The following is a 16,324-nucleotide window of genomic DNA, read 5'->3' as shown; positions in this document are numbered from 1 at the left end:
TTTTTTATTTGTATTAAAGCATAGTGAGTCCCCTATAATGCATAGTTTGAAAGGAGATTAGGAAAATGATTCAAGATGGGTTTATGTATGTGAGTGTACTCGTTGCACTAGCTGCTGTGATGGTTTTCATTGAAAAGAAGTTTGGCAAAACAAAATTTATGAAGTTTATTCCTGGCATTGTCCTCATTTACATCGGAGCTGCATTAATGCAAACATTTGGGTTATTCGAATCGAATGAATCAACAGAAGCAGCGTATAGTAACGTACGTTGGGCACTACTGCCGGCGATGCTATTTTTAATGTTACTGAAATGTGATATTCGAGTTGTGATTAAACTTGGACCTAAAATGTTAGGCTCATTTGCTGTTGCGGTGTTTAGTATCGCATGTGGTTTCGTACTAGTTTATGCGCTATTACAATCATTTTATGTAGAGGATACTTGGAAAGCTTTCGGTGCATTAGCCGGTAGTTGGACAGGTGGCTCTGCGAACATGGTCGCACTACAAAGTATTTTAGACGTACCCGAAACAATATTCGGTTACGTATTAATGATGGATACAATCAATTATGCTGTATGGGTTATGTTTATGTTTTGGCTCGTACCATTTGCAGATCGCTTTAACAAATGGACGAAAGCGGATACTAGCTTTACGAACACAATTAATCTAAATACAGATAACATTACTGACGATCAAGGCGCAAAATTCGAGCACATTTTATACTTACTAGGAATTGGCTTACTTGTTTCTTCATTATCTAGTTTCTTCGGTAATCAATTACCGGTCATCGGAGATATTATTAACGGTACGACATGGACAATTGTAATCGCTTCTGTATTAGGTTTAATTTTAGCATTAACACCATTGTCACGAATTCCAGGTACGTTTGATGTATCGAACGTAATGCTATACATCGTCGTTGCATTAATTGCTTCACACTCAGACTTTTCTGATATTGCACAAGCACCGATTTATATTATTTCAGGCTTTTTAATTATGGGTGTTCATTTAATTATTATGCTTATTTTAGGTAAATTATTCAAACTCGACTTATTCACACTAGGTATTGCGAGTCTTGCTAATATTGGCGGAATGGCTTCCGCACCTATGCTCGCCGCCGCTTACAATAAAGCGCTTATTCCAGTCGGCGTCATTATGGCATTAATGGGCTCATTTTTAGGTACGTATTTCGGGATGGCTATCGGTAAAATTTTATCGCTACTGTAAAGGAGAGTTACGAATGATCATTAAGGATTTACAAGTGGCAACAGAAATTATCGCCTTAAAAACACCTTTTATTACTGCGCTACGTACAGTGCATCAAATTGAAAATGTTATTGTAACAATTCAGCTTGAGAACGGCATAACAGGCATTGGTGCTGCTGCGCCGACATATGTCATTACTGGAGACAGCCGCGAAAGCATTGAAGCCGCGTTATTAGGTCCAATCAAACAAAGTATTATTGGGAAATCAATTGTGAACTTCAATGAGCTTTTACAAAACGTTCAAAAGTGCTGTATTAATAATACGAGTGCTAAAGCTGCTATAGATATTGCTTTACATAACGCATATTGCAATATGTTAGGTATTTCGATTCCACAATATTTAGGTGGCCAAAAATCGCTACAAACATGTATGACAATTAGTGTTGATACGATTCAAAATATGGAAAAAGCGACTAAGCAAGCTGTTGCTGAAGGTTACACTACATTAAAAATCAAAGTCGGTGACAACCCGTTGCTCGATATACAAAGAATTGAAGCAATTACTTCCGTTATACCTAAAAATATCGTTCTACGTTTAGATGCAAATCAAGGTTGGAAGCCGAAAGAAGCCGTTCATATTATTAAACAATTTGAACAAAAAAACTATCCGATTGAATTTATTGAACAACCAGTACGTGCAAATGATTGGGAAGGACTGAAATATGTGAAAGAACACGTCACAACGCCAATTATGGCAGACGAAAGCTTATTTTCTGCCCACGATGCACTCGCATTAATTGAAGGCGACTACGTTGACTTAATTAACATTAAGCTAATGAAATGTGGCGGTATTGCAGAAGCGATGAAAATTGCAAGTATTGCCGAAGCAAAAGGCATCGTTTGCATGATTGGCAGTATGATGGAATCATGTATTTCCGTTGCCGCTGCTGCACAAGTCGCTGCGGCCCATCCAAACATTAAATACTTCGACTTAGACGCACCGTTATGGCTTGACCGCAAACCAACCCATTTACAATACGATCGTTGCTTTGTTCAAGTATAACAGCACAAAAAAACCCATGAGCTACTCAACAGGCTCATGGGTTTTCTACTACTTTTCATGTCGTATACGATCGATTTCCGCAACGCTTAAATCCGTAAACTCCATAATTTCTTCATTGCTCTTACCTTTATCAATCATCTTCTTCGCAATTTGTTTAATTCCTTTTTCGATACCCTTATGCTCAGCGTAATCTAACTTCGCTTCCTCATCAATAATACTTTTTAGACGTGAGTGATAAGCAATGATCGTATCCGGTGTTTGACTTAATTCTTCCCATGCATTAAATACTTCAATTAAACGTTCATCCTTCATCGCTAGCTCCTCCAATTTCAGAAATTACTGCGCTAACCACTCCAGCGTACACGTAACGATCGCCTCTTGCTGTTCCACCGCTGAAATCGTCGCCGCACCATCACCTTTTTGCGCACCATACATGCCAAACTGCGCGTGGTTACCTCCTGCGATTTCCACAAACATCGCATGCTTAGGCAATCGCTCCTTAGACGCGTCAATGTCTGCTCGCGTCGTTAAACCGTCATACTCCGCAGACAACGACAGCACTGGAAACGTCGCCTCACGCAAATTCGTCCCGTCACTCGGATACGATGCGAGCAACAGCAACCCGTCCACCTCATGCTCTGCTGCATACATTGCCGCTGCAACCCCACCGAGCGAATGCCCACCGACAACCCAACGATCAATATGCGCAAACTGCTCGACATAATCCGCCGCCACATTCGGACTAAATAGCGCAAAGTTCAACCGCATCGCCGGAATGATAACGGTCACCCCTTCGTTCATCAGTTGCTGCGCATAATAGCTATACGCTGCTCCTTCAACCTTCGCACCAGGGTACAACACCACACCAATGCCATTTCGCGCCGCTTCGCCTGGTTCAAATACGAGCGCATCGTCCACAACTGCCACTTCATCTAACTGTACAAGCTGTTGCAACTCCTCACTCGGTCCGTACGTCGCCATCGCCCAGCTGTAAAACGCAATCGCTGCAATGACACTAACGACCGCCATAACGAGTAAACCTCGCATAAATAACTTTTTCATTGAAATCTCCTTTTTAACCATTTTCCTTTATTGTACAAGGATTAACAACATTTTGTTGTACTTACTACAGCACCCTTTGCCATTTGCGATTCGCCTCAAAAATTAATATACTTAAAGCATAGAGGGGTGATTATGATGGCAGTAGAAATACGTAAACGTCCCGTCATTAAAGGTAACGATGCCTTCAATTTTTTGAAGCGAGCTGAACAACATCAAAAGCAATTAGAGAAGCGTAAAGCACTCGCAATGAAGAAATGGACGGAGCAACAACGTGAATTTGAAAAGTAGGTTCATTACACTTGAGGATTTCTCGCAAATCCAACGTTTTAAATGTGGCAATACGAGTATTGAAAACTTCCTAAAACAAGAAGCCTATTACCTCACCATTACGAAAGAATGCAGTACGACACTTGTATTCGATCAAGATGAGTTAGTAGGCTTTTTTAGTTTACGAAAATCGACATTGCAAGTTGAAATTGCAGGAGAACAACTCGACTTTCCTTGCTTAGATATTGCTCGTATTGCAACATCCATTACAGCTCAAAAAAAGGGATATGGCACAGCAATGCTTTACCAAATCTTTGAAGTGGCTCACACCGTAAATGAACGCTACATCACACTCGAAGCATTGATTGAGCGATACGATTGGTATGTAAACAGAGGCTTTATTCCATTAATTGAAGAGGAAGCAGCAACATCGAATCCAGATGGTCTTGTATTTATGATGGCGGATTTATACGATGAGGAACTAGTCGATCGTTATTTTGATGAGTAACAATTACATAACTGGCTTGATCTGTACAGTTTGCAAATACGTAACGTTTTATTAAAGAAAATAAAAAAGCCCGAATTTCTTAATACTCAAGAAATTCGGGCTAATTCATATTGTATGGAGACGACGGGGATTCGGACTATAAAACAGGAAAACCTTATTAATTCAACGGTTGAAAGGCTTTTTGAAGGGTCAAAAATAGCTCTTACAAAGGAATTAATAAGGTTTATGAAAAATGCTTACGGAGACTTTAATTTGAAATCACACACAAATTTCCATTTTTAAATATGAATAAAAATCTTTATAAATCTTTTTAAATTTCCCATTAACATACTCGTATACATTTCCCTCAGAATCTAAAACGATTAACAATCCTTCAATACCTAAATTTTGAATAACAATATATTCTTGTAATTCATTATTAGGAGCAAACTCACGCTCTTCTTTTGTTAACTCTACTACATTTAAATCCCCTTCTACACCTAATGCAGAAATTTCATGAGACCCTACTGAAATTGCTCCATATTCAATTAATAACTCTTTATAATCTTCTGGAAAACTTACTGATAATTCTTTTTCGGCTTTTTCCACTTCAGATAATTCCACGCCACCAGTAAATAATACTTTTTTATTTTGAAATAGTTGCTTTAATTTCATGATGTACCTCCAGCGGTTTTAATTTGTTCTGCACGCGCTTTCCAATGTGCTTCTTTTTCTGCATTAAAGGCGTTACGATTAATCGTACTTTCTTTATCTACATCATGTAAAATAGAATAGTTCCCTTCACCACGATGTTCTGGACGTGTTAGTTCTGCTAATGGTGAATCCATTTCTTGACCAATATGATGAAGTTCAACTTTCTTTCCATCTATTTCAGGGGCTAACCCTTGTTCCATACGTTCTAAATTCGTTTGACCAAATTTATCTTTAGCTTCATAATCAATATCTGTACGAGCTAATACTTCACGCTCGTTAACCAATGTTTTTTCTAAACCGGCTTCTTCATAAATTGCTTTTTCTGCTTCAGAAGCTCCTTTTAACGCTTCATCAACCGTTTTATAGCGTTCAACTAGTTCAACATTTACTGTTTCAGCTGATATTTTGGTAGCTTCAACCTTATCTAAGTTGCTAACTTCCAAATTAGGCATTGCCATCGTACTTTCTAAGTTACCATATACAATTTCTGGTGTTATAACTGTTGCTCTCGTACCTTCTGTGATAGCTGCTGTTTTAACACCTTCAGTAGCAGCGCCACCGAATATAGTTGCTAGTACCGACATGACATACTCTCCTTTTCTAACCATATTTCAAACTGCACAAGTAAGCTTTTTGATTCCCAGCCAAATAGTTGCGTTAAAGTCCTTAATAGTAATTGCTTTGTATAATCATTCCATGACCATACGATAAACTCTTCTTGCAATAAATTATTCGCTTTCTCAAAAACTTTAGCCGCGTTGTCTGTTGCTGAACTATTCAAATCTACATTTGAAAGAACACCTGCTAGTTCTAAATATTTCGCTAAGTAAATAACTTCACCATCTACAACTTTTCTACTTGATTCCATCCATTCATACTTTTCTTCATCGAACAGTAAAAGCTCCGTTGCATTGATTAATAAAGGATGAATTAATTTAATTCGTTGCTGTTCAAATACTTGTAACTCATTTTCAGACCAAATGTAATCATGATTTTTTAACAACAAGTTTAAGTAATAACTTACTTCATCTTTGATATGCTTGAAATTCGAGAAATACACACGCGTACTTAAATATTTTTCAGTTAAGCCATTACATAGCGTTACAATAAATTGTGTATGTTGTTCTTTTGGAATGAGGTAGCCTATTTTTTCAACGTTTCGAGAAAGACCGTGGATAAATTTAGCTACTACATCGTTCATTTTAAACATATCACCGTACAATGCATTATGATAAAATCTTCTGTACTCATTTAACATCGTACTCGTCAAACGCTCATTTTGTTGCAAAATATATTCTGCCATCGGATGTTCTACTTCTGCATTCATCACAAACGAATTATACTGCTCTGCGACCTGCTTAACTTTACTTTCTTTTACATAAGATAAATTCGACTTAGACGCATTTACTAGCACATGTCCAGCTTTATACATTCCACTCGTGAAAAATAACGCTTCCCCGCGCTTTAGTTGCGATAAGAACAAAAGATCTTCATCATTTGCGATTGCTAATGCTTGTGCAACATATTCTGCATCGTCTTGTGAAACTAATCGATGAATAATTTTTGTATCTGTATTTTTTAATGCGTCTGGCGCTAATTTAGTAGGCACTTGGTCAATAATAATAATCCCTTCGCCTTTTGAACGAATTTCACTTAAAATATTACAGAAAAATTCAACCGCTTTGCCTTTAGTATTCGCAATTTCAGGATTCGAGCTTTCCTCATGATTTTTAAATAAACGATGCGCCTCTTCAATAATTGTAAAATGCTTTAATTCAGCATCTAACACTTCATCAGCGTCTACTTTAAACTGCTCTGATAATCGAATAAAGAATAAGCCCATAATTAACGCTTTATCATCTTCATCAGCAATTTCTTCTAATTCAATGACAACCTTTGAATTTAATAAATCAGCAAAATCAATTGTTTCTTGTGTATTAAGTAGCTTTCCTTTACTGCCTGTCATCAAGCTTTTAATACGTGTTAATAAAGCTGCTCGAATATTCGATTTTTGTTCCTCTGCATAGCCAGATTGATCTAAATATGAATCAATTTCTTCATATAATAATTCCAGTGTTGGAAAATGAGCTAGCTCAACACCATCATTTGCAAATACATTCACCGATTGATTTAAATCCCAACCGACTTTTTGGTAAATCGAATACAAACATTGCTCTAAAATATTCGGCATCGATGCATACATTGAAAATGCAGACATAAACACTGCTTTCAACGAATCAATATGACTCATCACTGAAATCCCTTGTGGGAAATAAAACGGATTTAATCGAATAGGAGATATTCTCTCGTTCCCTGGTGTATATACTTTAACTGATTGATCTACACTTAATAGATGGCGATACTCTTGTTTTGTAGGTTCAATAATTAAAAATGGTACAGGGCTATCCTTCAATAAAGACATCACCGTATTCGTTTTACCACTTCCAGTAATACCACTAATCAAACAGTGGCGGCGCAAATTTGAATAGCTGTACTTCACTTTCTTTTCAGTTAAAACATTACGTACAAATTGCTTTCCAATTGACCAAATAACATCTTCTTGCTCATAAGGCAATGCGTTCACTTCAAAGTCATTTAACGCTTTCACTTCAAAGCCATCGTAAGACTGACTTGGTAATTGAACTAATCTAGCTAATTCATGGGCTGTTAAAACGCTTGTTATTTGTGATGTATAGCCTTGAACAGGTGAAAATACTGATTCTTCATTTGGGAAAACAAAATGTTCAAAGCATTGCTTAATATTCGGTAACGTATGAATCTTTACACCTTCACCGAATTCCTTTTCAAAGCTAGATTGTTGAATAGCTGCTTGTAAGCTATTAATTTCTGTCACTCTATTAGAAGCAACATAAATCCCTACTTGGAATTGACCAATAGATTTTGCTAATAGCTGGCGATCCATTAAATATGAAATTTGCTCGCAATAACGTTCGATTGCATAGCTTTTGTATTCTGTCGAGCGATCATTAGAAGTGTCATTACTAACTGTTTCACTATCCGTTTCCCCCATATTACGCCCTGCTAAAATTAATGATTCATTTGTGGTATGGCTCTTACTTTTTTGTTTCTGTATGCTTTCCGAAGTAGAAAGAGATGTTTGAATTTGCTGCAGAGGATAAGCTTCTTCATACATTGATGACAATGTCAATAATGTTTCGCTTTGGTCCGTTGGTTGAATAACGATACGAATTTCAAAAGCAGTGCGCCAATTCGCTTTCAAGAAGCTATCGATTACAGACACAAATGCTCGTTCTTCCTCTAAGTCTAAAGCGGGTGTATAGGTTAACGCAGCATAATTACTCCATTGTTGCTCTGGAAGCTGTATTTTCGAATAGTTTAGAGTCCCTTTAATAGAGCCTACTAAAGCATGTAATTGTAAATCATTTTGAGAATTTGCTATAGCTAAGCTTATTTTACCTTGTCCATTGCCTGATAAAATAAACGCAGTGCGACCTTTTACAGCTGAAAGTGCTTTTGCAAAAGCATTAGCACTTTCCTTTAATTGCTGCTCCACTGTTACTTCGTTTTGCTGCTCAATAAAAACCTCCGAAACGCTGTAAAAATACGAAATTTTACTAGTAGCTTGAATACTTTCTTTAATGCTTTTAGGTTGGCGATTATAAAAATCCTGCTGAGTTACTTGAAACTTTTCAATTGTTGTTCTCTCTAGCATAGCTACACCCTCCTTATGCATTTAACTGTGCAATAATTTTTTTATATTCTATTTCCGCCTGCTGAATCGCGTTTTCCACTGCTAACTCTGCTTCTGCTCTTCGAGCATCTAACATTAAATCAACAGAAGCTTTATCCATCGTCTTTTTCACTGGTTGTGCAGAAGTTGTATTAGTAGCCCCTGGGCGAGTTGTCGACTGTTGCATCTTCACTTGTTGGACGTTGCCACTTTCGTCCTGTACGTTGAAGATGATGTAAACGATACTGCCTATTACGATTGCTGAGATTCCTGCTATTACTAGACTTGTGCCTATTCCAAGCGGTGTTAAGGCTGTCAATAAAGGTGTCCCAACTACTATTGTCCCCGCAGCTGCAATCCCTGCCATTTGGGCTGCGTTGTTCTTTTTTTCCTGATTCACTGGTGAACCTTGCTTAAATTTATCCGCTGCACTTTGAGTATTTTTATATGTTTGATTAACGGTACCTTTAGTATCCTTCGCACTTTCTCTATTAAAATCTACTTTAATCATTTCTAACTGTGGAACTTTTACAGATTTTTTAAATTGTTCTCCTAATTCATATCCTTTTAACTCATCCGTTAATTTAACAAATTCCGCACGTGCTGCCATTATTACTTTCTTCATAACACTTCTAATCGCATTATTAGTATCTGCATGTTCAGTTAAAAGCAACTCCGTAAATGCTCTTTCTGAATTACTAACTTTTGTACGCTTTAAATTATTAAAATTCTCGTCAAAAAATTTTTTGATTTCAACTTCAAAATCACCAAAATTCATCATAAAACCTCCATTTCTAAATGATTTATATTTTCGAATGCACTTCGATTATGATTTAGTAACTCTTCTAATTTCTCACATTTATTTATACTTAAAGTTTTCAATTCTTTAAAACTTTCTTTTGATACTTTTGTTTCATTGAATAATAAAGTAAGCTGTTTAGTTTGCCATTGACCGAATTGTTCTAAACGTCCTTTAATTAATTGGCTATTTAACATATCTATTATATCGTTATCTAAATTTGTACTAATATGTTTATGTGCTGATCTTAGCGCATCATGTAATTCTTCTTGTAAAGTATCCAACGCATAATCAACTTCTTTAGAAATGTCTGCAACAAAATCATCTAATTCAAAAATCGTAATGCGTTCTTCTTTACCAAACCAACTCTTAAAGAAATTAACTACTCCTTTTTTACGTTCAAATCTAGTGTTATTAGATTTCATTTTAACCAGATTTCCATCTATATCCTCATAGATTTCAGAAGATGAATTACCTTTAAAAAGTTTTTCAATTTCTTGTGATAATTCTTCAATTAATTCATCGAAATTAAAGAAAGAAATACTAGATTGCTCGATATCAAACTCATTTTCAAAATGACGTTTGAAATTTTCTTCAAGCTCTTGTATTAACTCTTCACATTGATGAACTGTTGATACAAGAGTTTTTGAAATAATATTAAAGCTCATTTGATGATATTGTTGCTTTATATTTTCAATTTTCAAATCAATAATATTAAAATATTTTTCTAATACATCATCTGCATTATTCTTAGTTATGTTACGCTTAGATTTACGCCATTCAGCATTAAACTCTTTACGAACATCCTCTACTGTATCAGCTGCGTCACTATGGAATAATTGACGAAGCTTACTCATAATTGATTTCCTAGATGACAAGTCATTTAAATTGTACTCAATAATTTCTTCAATTTTCATTTTTAAAGTTGAAATTTCTTTTTTGAAATACGTATTTAATTTCTCTGCCTTTTCTTTCAGTTCACCACTTTGATCCTTATAACGTTTTTCCTCTAATTGTAGACGCTTCGTTAAAGTATCCATCTCTAATTCAATTGCACGATTTAACTTTTGGAATACTTCACTAATTAAATAACCATTCTTTTCTTCAAAATAAATACCTAAACTATCATATACTGATTGAATATTACTAATACGTTGAATCGTTGGCACATCGGCGTCATTTATTGCTCTACCTGATACCGGGAAGCCTTCATCATCTACAAACTTAATATTCTCATCTCTTCGAAGATCATTAATTGTAATATGACCATCTTCATACATTTTCGTCATAAACCCAAAATAAGAAGACACTTTGAAAATTTTCGGAGCTGTTACAACCCCTTCAAGCACTTTTCTTAATTCAGTATATGCTTTTTCTACTTCTGTCTCAGGATATTGGTCAATTTTATTAACGACAAAGAAAATATGCTTGTCCGAGTTATCCATAGTCGTTCTTTTCGCATTTTCTACATATTCACGAATGACCTTCATGAAATTCACTTCACCAACTGTTGTTGGATCCATAATGAAAATAACAGCATTTACTGACTTTAAAATATTTGATGTAATACCACTATGTTTTTCATATTGTGCAAACAACCCTGGCGTATCTACAATTTCTACACCATTTTTGCATAAGTCAATTGGCCAATAGATATCAACATGGCTAATTGCATCTTCTACTTTAAAATCGTCACCATTTCGATTGACAGCTGTATAACGCTTTATTTCTTTTTTAAACTCAAACAAATCAGCTATATTCTCAACAATTTCTTGTGACCCGTCATTATAATTAATTTCAGCACGTGGACTTTCTGCATATTTAACTGTTGTAATAGCAGCTGTTTCCACTAAAATACTTGTTGAAAGTAAATCAAAACCTAAAAGACTGTTGATAAAAGTTGATTTACCCGCACTAAATGGTGCAACCACTGCAATTTTAAATATACCGTTATTTAATCGATTTAAACTGGCTTCAATATCTGTTGAAACTAAAACCTCTTCTGACAATTGCGCCTCTTGTAGCGCCTTTTGAACATATTCATTCGTTTGTTCAAATTTCAATCTCGTTGATTGAATCATGTTAATTTCACTCCAGTATTATGAATTAATTGTGTAAAGCTTAAGTTAACCCTCCAGATTTAATTTCTTTTCTGGAATACATATTTAATTTCTTTACTTTATCTTTTAAAGCTTTAATTTTTTTTCTATGGCGATGTTCTTCTAATTGTATTTCCTCTGCTACCTTTTCAAGTTCTAACTCAATTGCGCCATTTAATTTTTGCCACGCTTCTTGAATTAAGCAACTATTTTGGCCTTCAATATCCATACATAAGCTATCTTCTATTGATTGAATATTACTAATACGTTTAATCGTTGGTACATCACCGTCACTTATCGATTTACCTGATACAGGAAATCCTTCCACATCTACAAATTTTATACCCCTACTGTTTTGTAGTTTATTAATGCTAATATGACCTTCTTCAAACATTTTTGCCTTTAGAGCAAAATAAGAAGAAACTTTAAAGATTTTTGGTGCGCTAACTATACCTTTAAGTAGCACTTTCAAGTCATTATAGGCTTTTTCTAACTCTTTAGCTGAATAAAGATCTATTTTATTAATTACAAAGAAAATATGCATGTTTGAATTCTCAATAAACATTCTTTTCAATTTCTCAACATATTCGAGAACGAAATATTGACAATTAATATGCCCCGGATCAACAATAAAAACCACAGTATTTGTAAATTCCAAAAATTCTCTATGTTCTTCAGATGATATAGATAATTCAGGTGTATCTATAAACTCAACACCATTTCTACATAAATCAAAAGGACCATATATATCTACATGACTGATAGAACTCTCTACTTCACATTCATCTTTATAAATTAATGCTGTGTAATTTTTAAGCTCATTTTTAAAACTGAATAAATCATCCTGATCTCCATGAATAATTACTTGTGATTTATCATAATAGTTAATTTCTGCACGTGGACTTTCTGCATATTTAATCGTTGTAATAGTAGCAGTATTTTCAGAAAAACTTGTTGAAAGTAAATCATTCCCTATCAGACTATTAATAAAAGTAGTTTTACCAGAATTATATGGTCCAATTACTGCAACCTTGGATATATCTTTATTTAATCGATTTAAGTTTTCTTTAATATTTGTTGAACTTAGTACTTCTTTTGACAATTGAGCTTCTTGGAATACTTTTTGAATATATTGTCGTTCAAAGTAAGTAACTAAGCTATCATATATTGATTGAATGTTACTTATACGTTTAATCGTTCGTACATCTTTTTCATTTATTGACCTACCTGATACAGGAAAACCTTCATGATCCACGAATTTAATATTCTTAGCTTTTCGCAAGTCCATAAGTGTAATATGTCCATCTTCATACATTTTTGCCATTAGCCCAAAATAAGAGGAAACTTTGAAGATTTTTGGAGACTTCACTACGTTTTCAAGCACTTTCTTTAATTCAGTATATGCTTTTTCTACCTCTGCATTGGGATATTGGTCAATTTTATTAACGACAAAGAAAATATGCTTATCCGAGTTATCCATAGTCGTTTTTTTCGCATTTTCTACATATTCGCGAATAACTTTCATGAAATTCACTTCACCAATTGTTGTTGGATCCATAAGGAAAATAACAGCATTTACTGATTTTAAAATATTTAATGTAATATCACTATGTTTTTCATATTGTGCAAATAATCCTGGAGTATCTACAATTTCAATACCATGTTTGCATAAATCAATTGGCCAATAGATATCAACATGGCTAATCTCATCTTCTACTTCAAACTTGTCATTGTCACGATTTACAGCTGTATAACGCCTTATTTCTTCTTTAAACTCAAACAAATCTTCTATATTCTTAATAACTTTTTGTGACCCATCATTATAATTAATTTCAGCACGTGGACTTTCTGCGTATTTAACTGTTGTAATGGCAGCTGTTTCTACTAAAATACTTGTTGAAAGTAAATCAAAACCTAAAAGACTGTTGATAAAAGTGGATTTACCTGTACTAAATGGTGCGATTACTGCAATTTTGAATAGGCTTGTATTTAATGATTTCACAAAAACTTCTTTATTTTCCAAAATTAAAGCTTCTTCTAAAAATCGTGCTTCTTGTAAAATATTTTTAATACTTTCATTCATCTCTTCAAAACTCTTTCTTGTTAATTGGATCATACTAACTTCGCCTTAACTTCATTTATTAGTTGGGTAAAACCTGAAATATTTTCTAATTCAGCGCCCCAATTTTGAATTTTGTTTTTAGGCTTAGGGTAACCCTTAGAATCTAAAAAGACTAAATCTACCATTTGAGCTAGCTTATCTTTAGGTAATTTTTTTAATGTATATACTTCTTCATCGAAATATTGTATTTGAGGATTCGTCTTAGATTTTCCAAACAAAAATTCATTTGATGCTAGTTGCTCATTTATTTCATCCTCTGCTACGTATCGTAAAGAAATTACTTGCTGATCTTGTTTTAACATATTAAATTCATCTAATGTTTTTGTCTCTATTACTTGGATTCTAGCTAGTTGTTGTAACTTATCTGTAATAATATTTGGAACACTATATGTTACGACTGTTGACACTTCATCGTTTTTCCAAAATAATAAATACGGACTTTTCGACCAAATTTGTAGCCTATTTAACACTTGACCTTGGCCATGATAATTTAAGAAATCTTGAAAATCATCTGCATCGCCTACCACTATTTGCTTAATCGTACGATACTCTTCTAATGCAAAATCGTAATACATAAAGCGTTCTTCTTTTTCATTAAACGCTTTAAATACCTTTAATGAAATGACATCAATTTGTGGATTAACTAAATAGTTAGATAACTGATTACTTAAATCTGTAATTACAAGTTCTATATCTGACTTTTTAGATACCGTTTCTTTATTCATTAATATAAAATATATACTTTGATCATGTGCACCTAACTCTAACAATTGCTTAACACGCTCTTTTAGCCATAAACTATTAGCACTTTGTAAGCTTAATAGGAATAAGGAAAAATGTGGAACTGTGCCAACTTTACTTTCTTCATTTAGAGGTTTCCATTCATATTCAAAACTAAATTCACTACCAACAAAATCAATAAAATCATCAGCTATTGCCTTTTGTGCTGCATATAAACTAATTTTCAATTTTTTCACCCTCCGAATATACTTTTGAAATACGATTCCAATTGTGTAATACCACTTTCTTTTTCTAGAAGTTCTACACAATCCTCCGTAAAACTGCGACCACTTATTACCTCTCCATCTTTATTTACTGAAATGAAACGATCTTTTTTTAAAGTGACTAAATCGACTTTATTATTTTTATATAATCTCGCTTTTAATGCGCTATACGCGGATGTTAAAATAATTCCATCATGTTCTACTAATCGACCTAATTCCCCATCAAATTCTTCTATTAACCGCTGACGGTCAGATTCATTTCTGACTAAGTCCATTTTGTTCATCACAAAAATGCATCGCTTATTATATTTTTTTGCCATTCTACAATTTTACGTGTGTATGGCTCAAATCCTAATTGCGTCGGATTTAATAAATAAACAATATGATCAACATCTTTAATAATATTTTCCGTAATTTTGGCTCTTCACCATAACTTGGGGTTGTTTTTCACGTCGAGGCAGGCTTTCCGCGGGCGCGGCTCAAGACTCCTCGTCGTTCGTGCCTCACGACTGCGGAGTCTTGAGGCTCGCGCTTTTCCCGCTAGAGTCCGCCTCTCGTTTCAAGCAACTTTTATACGTCAACCCCAGCTTACGGTGATGAACCGTAATTTTGTCATGATTACTAAATTTACCAAATAATCCTGGTGTATCAACTAAAATTAGATTGTCTAATATCGGATTATTAACAGTTGCATGAATAATATGTCCTTGCTCTTCATTGATAGAGGCTAAGTAACCTAACCTAGTTAAATAATTAGACACATCCGCATATTTTTCTAAAAATAGATGTTTACCATCTTTCATTAGCCAAAACTGTGTATGATGGTTTATAATTGTCACTTTTGCCGTTTTAACTAAAATATCCTCCTCTAAAATCTTTTGTCCTAAAAGGCTATTAATCAATGCTGATTTCCCGTATGTGAATGGACTTACCACACAAACCTTTTTGTTTTTATTAACTTTGAATATTTCCTTATAAAAAAGCGCTTTATATTTATTACTAAGATCTTTTCTCTTATTATTTACAATTTCATATTTACTACTTAAATATTCATCGTATATTCCTAACCATAGCTTAGTACTGCTGTTTGGAAGAAATAAATTTTTGAACGTATTTTTCTCCTCTAAGGTGAAATCAAAAATTGTTATTTCAGTATTGCAACAGTTGGAATCTTTATAACTTTCACTAAACTTCTCAGCTGCAATTACATCTAATTTGAAAGTGGATGGTAGCGCTAAATAATTATTTACCCACTTCTTTACGCCTCCGCTAGGAAGTCAACTTTCAGGAATTATAATTAACTGCAACTCGTTTTCAGCATTTGGATTCTTCAAAGCTAAGTATAATATTTCATTTTTCAAAAATTCATATTTTATTTTCAAATGCCCAATCATTTAAAAAACTAGTTAGCATTTGAATAGATTGTTGTTTTTCAGTCATTCTATTTTCTACACTATTTAGCACGCTCATAGCTACATCTAAAACTCCTTAGCATATATTCACTCTTTTACAATGCCGTTTTTAAATGCTTATATAGCGACAACACACTATATATTTGAGATTCTTATTGATTACTTATAATTAAACCTCTTAAAGTCTATTGTACATTTCCATTTAGACATAATATGACCTTCAAAAACACTTTTAATAAAACATATACACTATCATTATACCATTTTAGACCAATTATCAGTTACAAAGATTATAATAAATTATAATTATATGGTTCATCACCGTAAGCTGGGGTTGACGTATAAAAGTTGCTTGAAACGAGAGGCGGACTCCAGCGA

Annotated in this window: 15 protein-coding genes; 4 read left to right on the top strand and 11 right to left on the bottom strand. The window is 34.2% G+C overall.

The features are described from left to right. Nucleotides 1-65 precede the first annotated feature (65 nt). The gene (locus tag A6K76_RS03910) at nucleotides 66-1,226 is read left to right on the top strand and encodes a DUF819 family protein (RefSeq protein ID WP_066462307.1); all 1,161 of its coding nucleotides are present in this window, start codon (nucleotides 66-68) and stop codon (nucleotides 1,224-1,226) included. A 13-nt stretch (nucleotides 1,227-1,239) separates the two neighbouring features. Beyond that, complete coding sequence (locus A6K76_RS03905) at nucleotides 1,240-2,268, top strand: dipeptide epimerase (protein ID WP_066462305.1); 1,029 nt, start codon at nucleotides 1,240-1,242, stop codon at nucleotides 2,266-2,268. Between the two features lie 48 nt (nucleotides 2,269-2,316). On the opposite strand, the gene A6K76_RS03900 is transcribed toward A6K76_RS03905, so the two are convergent. Together A6K76_RS03900 and A6K76_RS03895 are read right to left on the bottom strand one after the other, a co-directional pair. Further along, nucleotides 2,317-2,580 carry a hypothetical protein gene (locus A6K76_RS03900; protein ID WP_066462304.1) on the bottom strand — a complete coding sequence of 88 codons (264 nt, stop codon included), beginning with the start codon at nucleotides 2,578-2,580 and terminating at the stop codon, nucleotides 2,317-2,319. A gap of 24 nt (nucleotides 2,581-2,604) precedes the next feature. Then, nucleotides 2,605-3,330: an alpha/beta hydrolase gene (locus A6K76_RS03895; protein ID WP_066462299.1), complete on the bottom strand. Its 726-nt coding sequence runs from the start codon at nucleotides 3,328-3,330 to the stop codon at nucleotides 2,605-2,607. 135 nt (nucleotides 3,331-3,465) lie between these two features. Here A6K76_RS03895 and A6K76_RS16730 point away from each other — a divergent pair, with 135 nt between their 5' ends. Continuing rightward, a complete protein-coding gene (locus A6K76_RS16730) occupies nucleotides 3,466-3,618 on the top strand; it encodes a hypothetical protein (protein ID WP_169817980.1) in 153 nt (50 codons plus the stop codon). Further along, nucleotides 3,602-4,105 carry a GNAT family N-acetyltransferase gene (locus A6K76_RS03890; RefSeq protein WP_066462298.1) on the top strand — a complete coding sequence of 168 codons (504 nt, stop codon included), beginning with the start codon at nucleotides 3,602-3,604 and terminating at the stop codon, nucleotides 4,103-4,105. The genes A6K76_RS16730 and A6K76_RS03890 overlap by 17 nt, the downstream gene beginning before the upstream one ends. Before the next feature lie 258 nt (nucleotides 4,106-4,363). Here the strand turns inward: A6K76_RS03890 and A6K76_RS03885 are convergent, their stop codons facing one another. The 9 genes from A6K76_RS03885 to A6K76_RS16725 all read right to left on the bottom strand — a co-directional run bounded on the left by A6K76_RS03885 (nucleotide 4,364) and on the right by A6K76_RS16725 (nucleotide 15,469). Next, entirely contained in the window at nucleotides 4,364-4,759 is a 396-nt protein-coding gene (locus tag A6K76_RS03885; RefSeq protein ID WP_066462291.1) for an SMI1/KNR4 family protein, read from the bottom strand. Then, complete coding sequence (locus A6K76_RS03880) at nucleotides 4,756-5,382, bottom strand: HNH/ENDO VII family nuclease (protein ID WP_066462289.1); 627 nt, start codon at nucleotides 5,380-5,382, stop codon at nucleotides 4,756-4,758. Before A6K76_RS03880 ends, A6K76_RS03885 begins: the two co-directional genes overlap by 4 nt. Further along, a complete protein-coding gene (locus A6K76_RS03875) occupies nucleotides 5,370-8,492 on the bottom strand; it encodes an ATP-binding protein (RefSeq protein WP_066462288.1) in 3,123 nt (1,040 codons plus the stop codon). The genes A6K76_RS03880 and A6K76_RS03875 overlap by 13 nt, the downstream gene beginning before the upstream one ends. A 13-nt stretch (nucleotides 8,493-8,505) precedes the next feature. Continuing rightward, nucleotides 8,506-9,288: a hypothetical protein gene (locus A6K76_RS03870; RefSeq protein WP_066462286.1), complete on the bottom strand. Its 783-nt coding sequence runs from the start codon at nucleotides 9,286-9,288 to the stop codon at nucleotides 8,506-8,508. Then, nucleotides 9,288-11,390: a dynamin family protein gene (locus tag A6K76_RS03865; protein WP_066462284.1), complete on the bottom strand. Its 2,103-nt coding sequence runs from the start codon at nucleotides 11,388-11,390 to the stop codon at nucleotides 9,288-9,290. Before A6K76_RS03865 ends, A6K76_RS03870 begins: the two co-directional genes overlap by 1 nt. A gap of 40 nt (nucleotides 11,391-11,430) precedes the next feature. Next, nucleotides 11,431-13,524: a dynamin family protein gene (locus A6K76_RS03860; protein WP_066462282.1), complete on the bottom strand. Its 2,094-nt coding sequence runs from the start codon at nucleotides 13,522-13,524 to the stop codon at nucleotides 11,431-11,433. After that, on the bottom strand, nucleotides 13,521-14,498 hold the full coding sequence (locus A6K76_RS03855) for a hypothetical protein (RefSeq protein WP_066462280.1): 978 nt from the start codon (nucleotides 14,496-14,498) through the stop codon (nucleotides 13,521-13,523). Before A6K76_RS03855 ends, A6K76_RS03860 begins: the two co-directional genes overlap by 4 nt. Nucleotides 14,499-14,503: 5 nt before the next feature. Continuing rightward, nucleotides 14,504-14,821 (bottom strand): hypothetical protein, encoded by a 318-nt coding sequence (locus tag A6K76_RS03850; RefSeq protein WP_139108642.1) that lies wholly within the window; start codon nucleotides 14,819-14,821, stop codon nucleotides 14,504-14,506. Nucleotides 14,822-15,037: 216 nt separating this feature from the next. Continuing rightward, entirely contained in the window at nucleotides 15,038-15,469 is a 432-nt protein-coding gene (locus A6K76_RS16725) for a dynamin family protein (RefSeq protein ID WP_066462275.1), read from the bottom strand. Nucleotides 15,470-16,324: the final 855 nt, after the last annotated feature.

It is taken from the genome of Caryophanon latum (genome assembly GCF_001700325.1).
Taxonomy (GTDB): domain Bacteria; phylum Bacillota; class Bacilli; order Bacillales_A; family Planococcaceae; genus Caryophanon; species Caryophanon latum.
The sequence above is the reverse complement of the archived record's forward strand: the minus strand, read 5'-3'. Positions and strand labels throughout refer to the sequence as shown.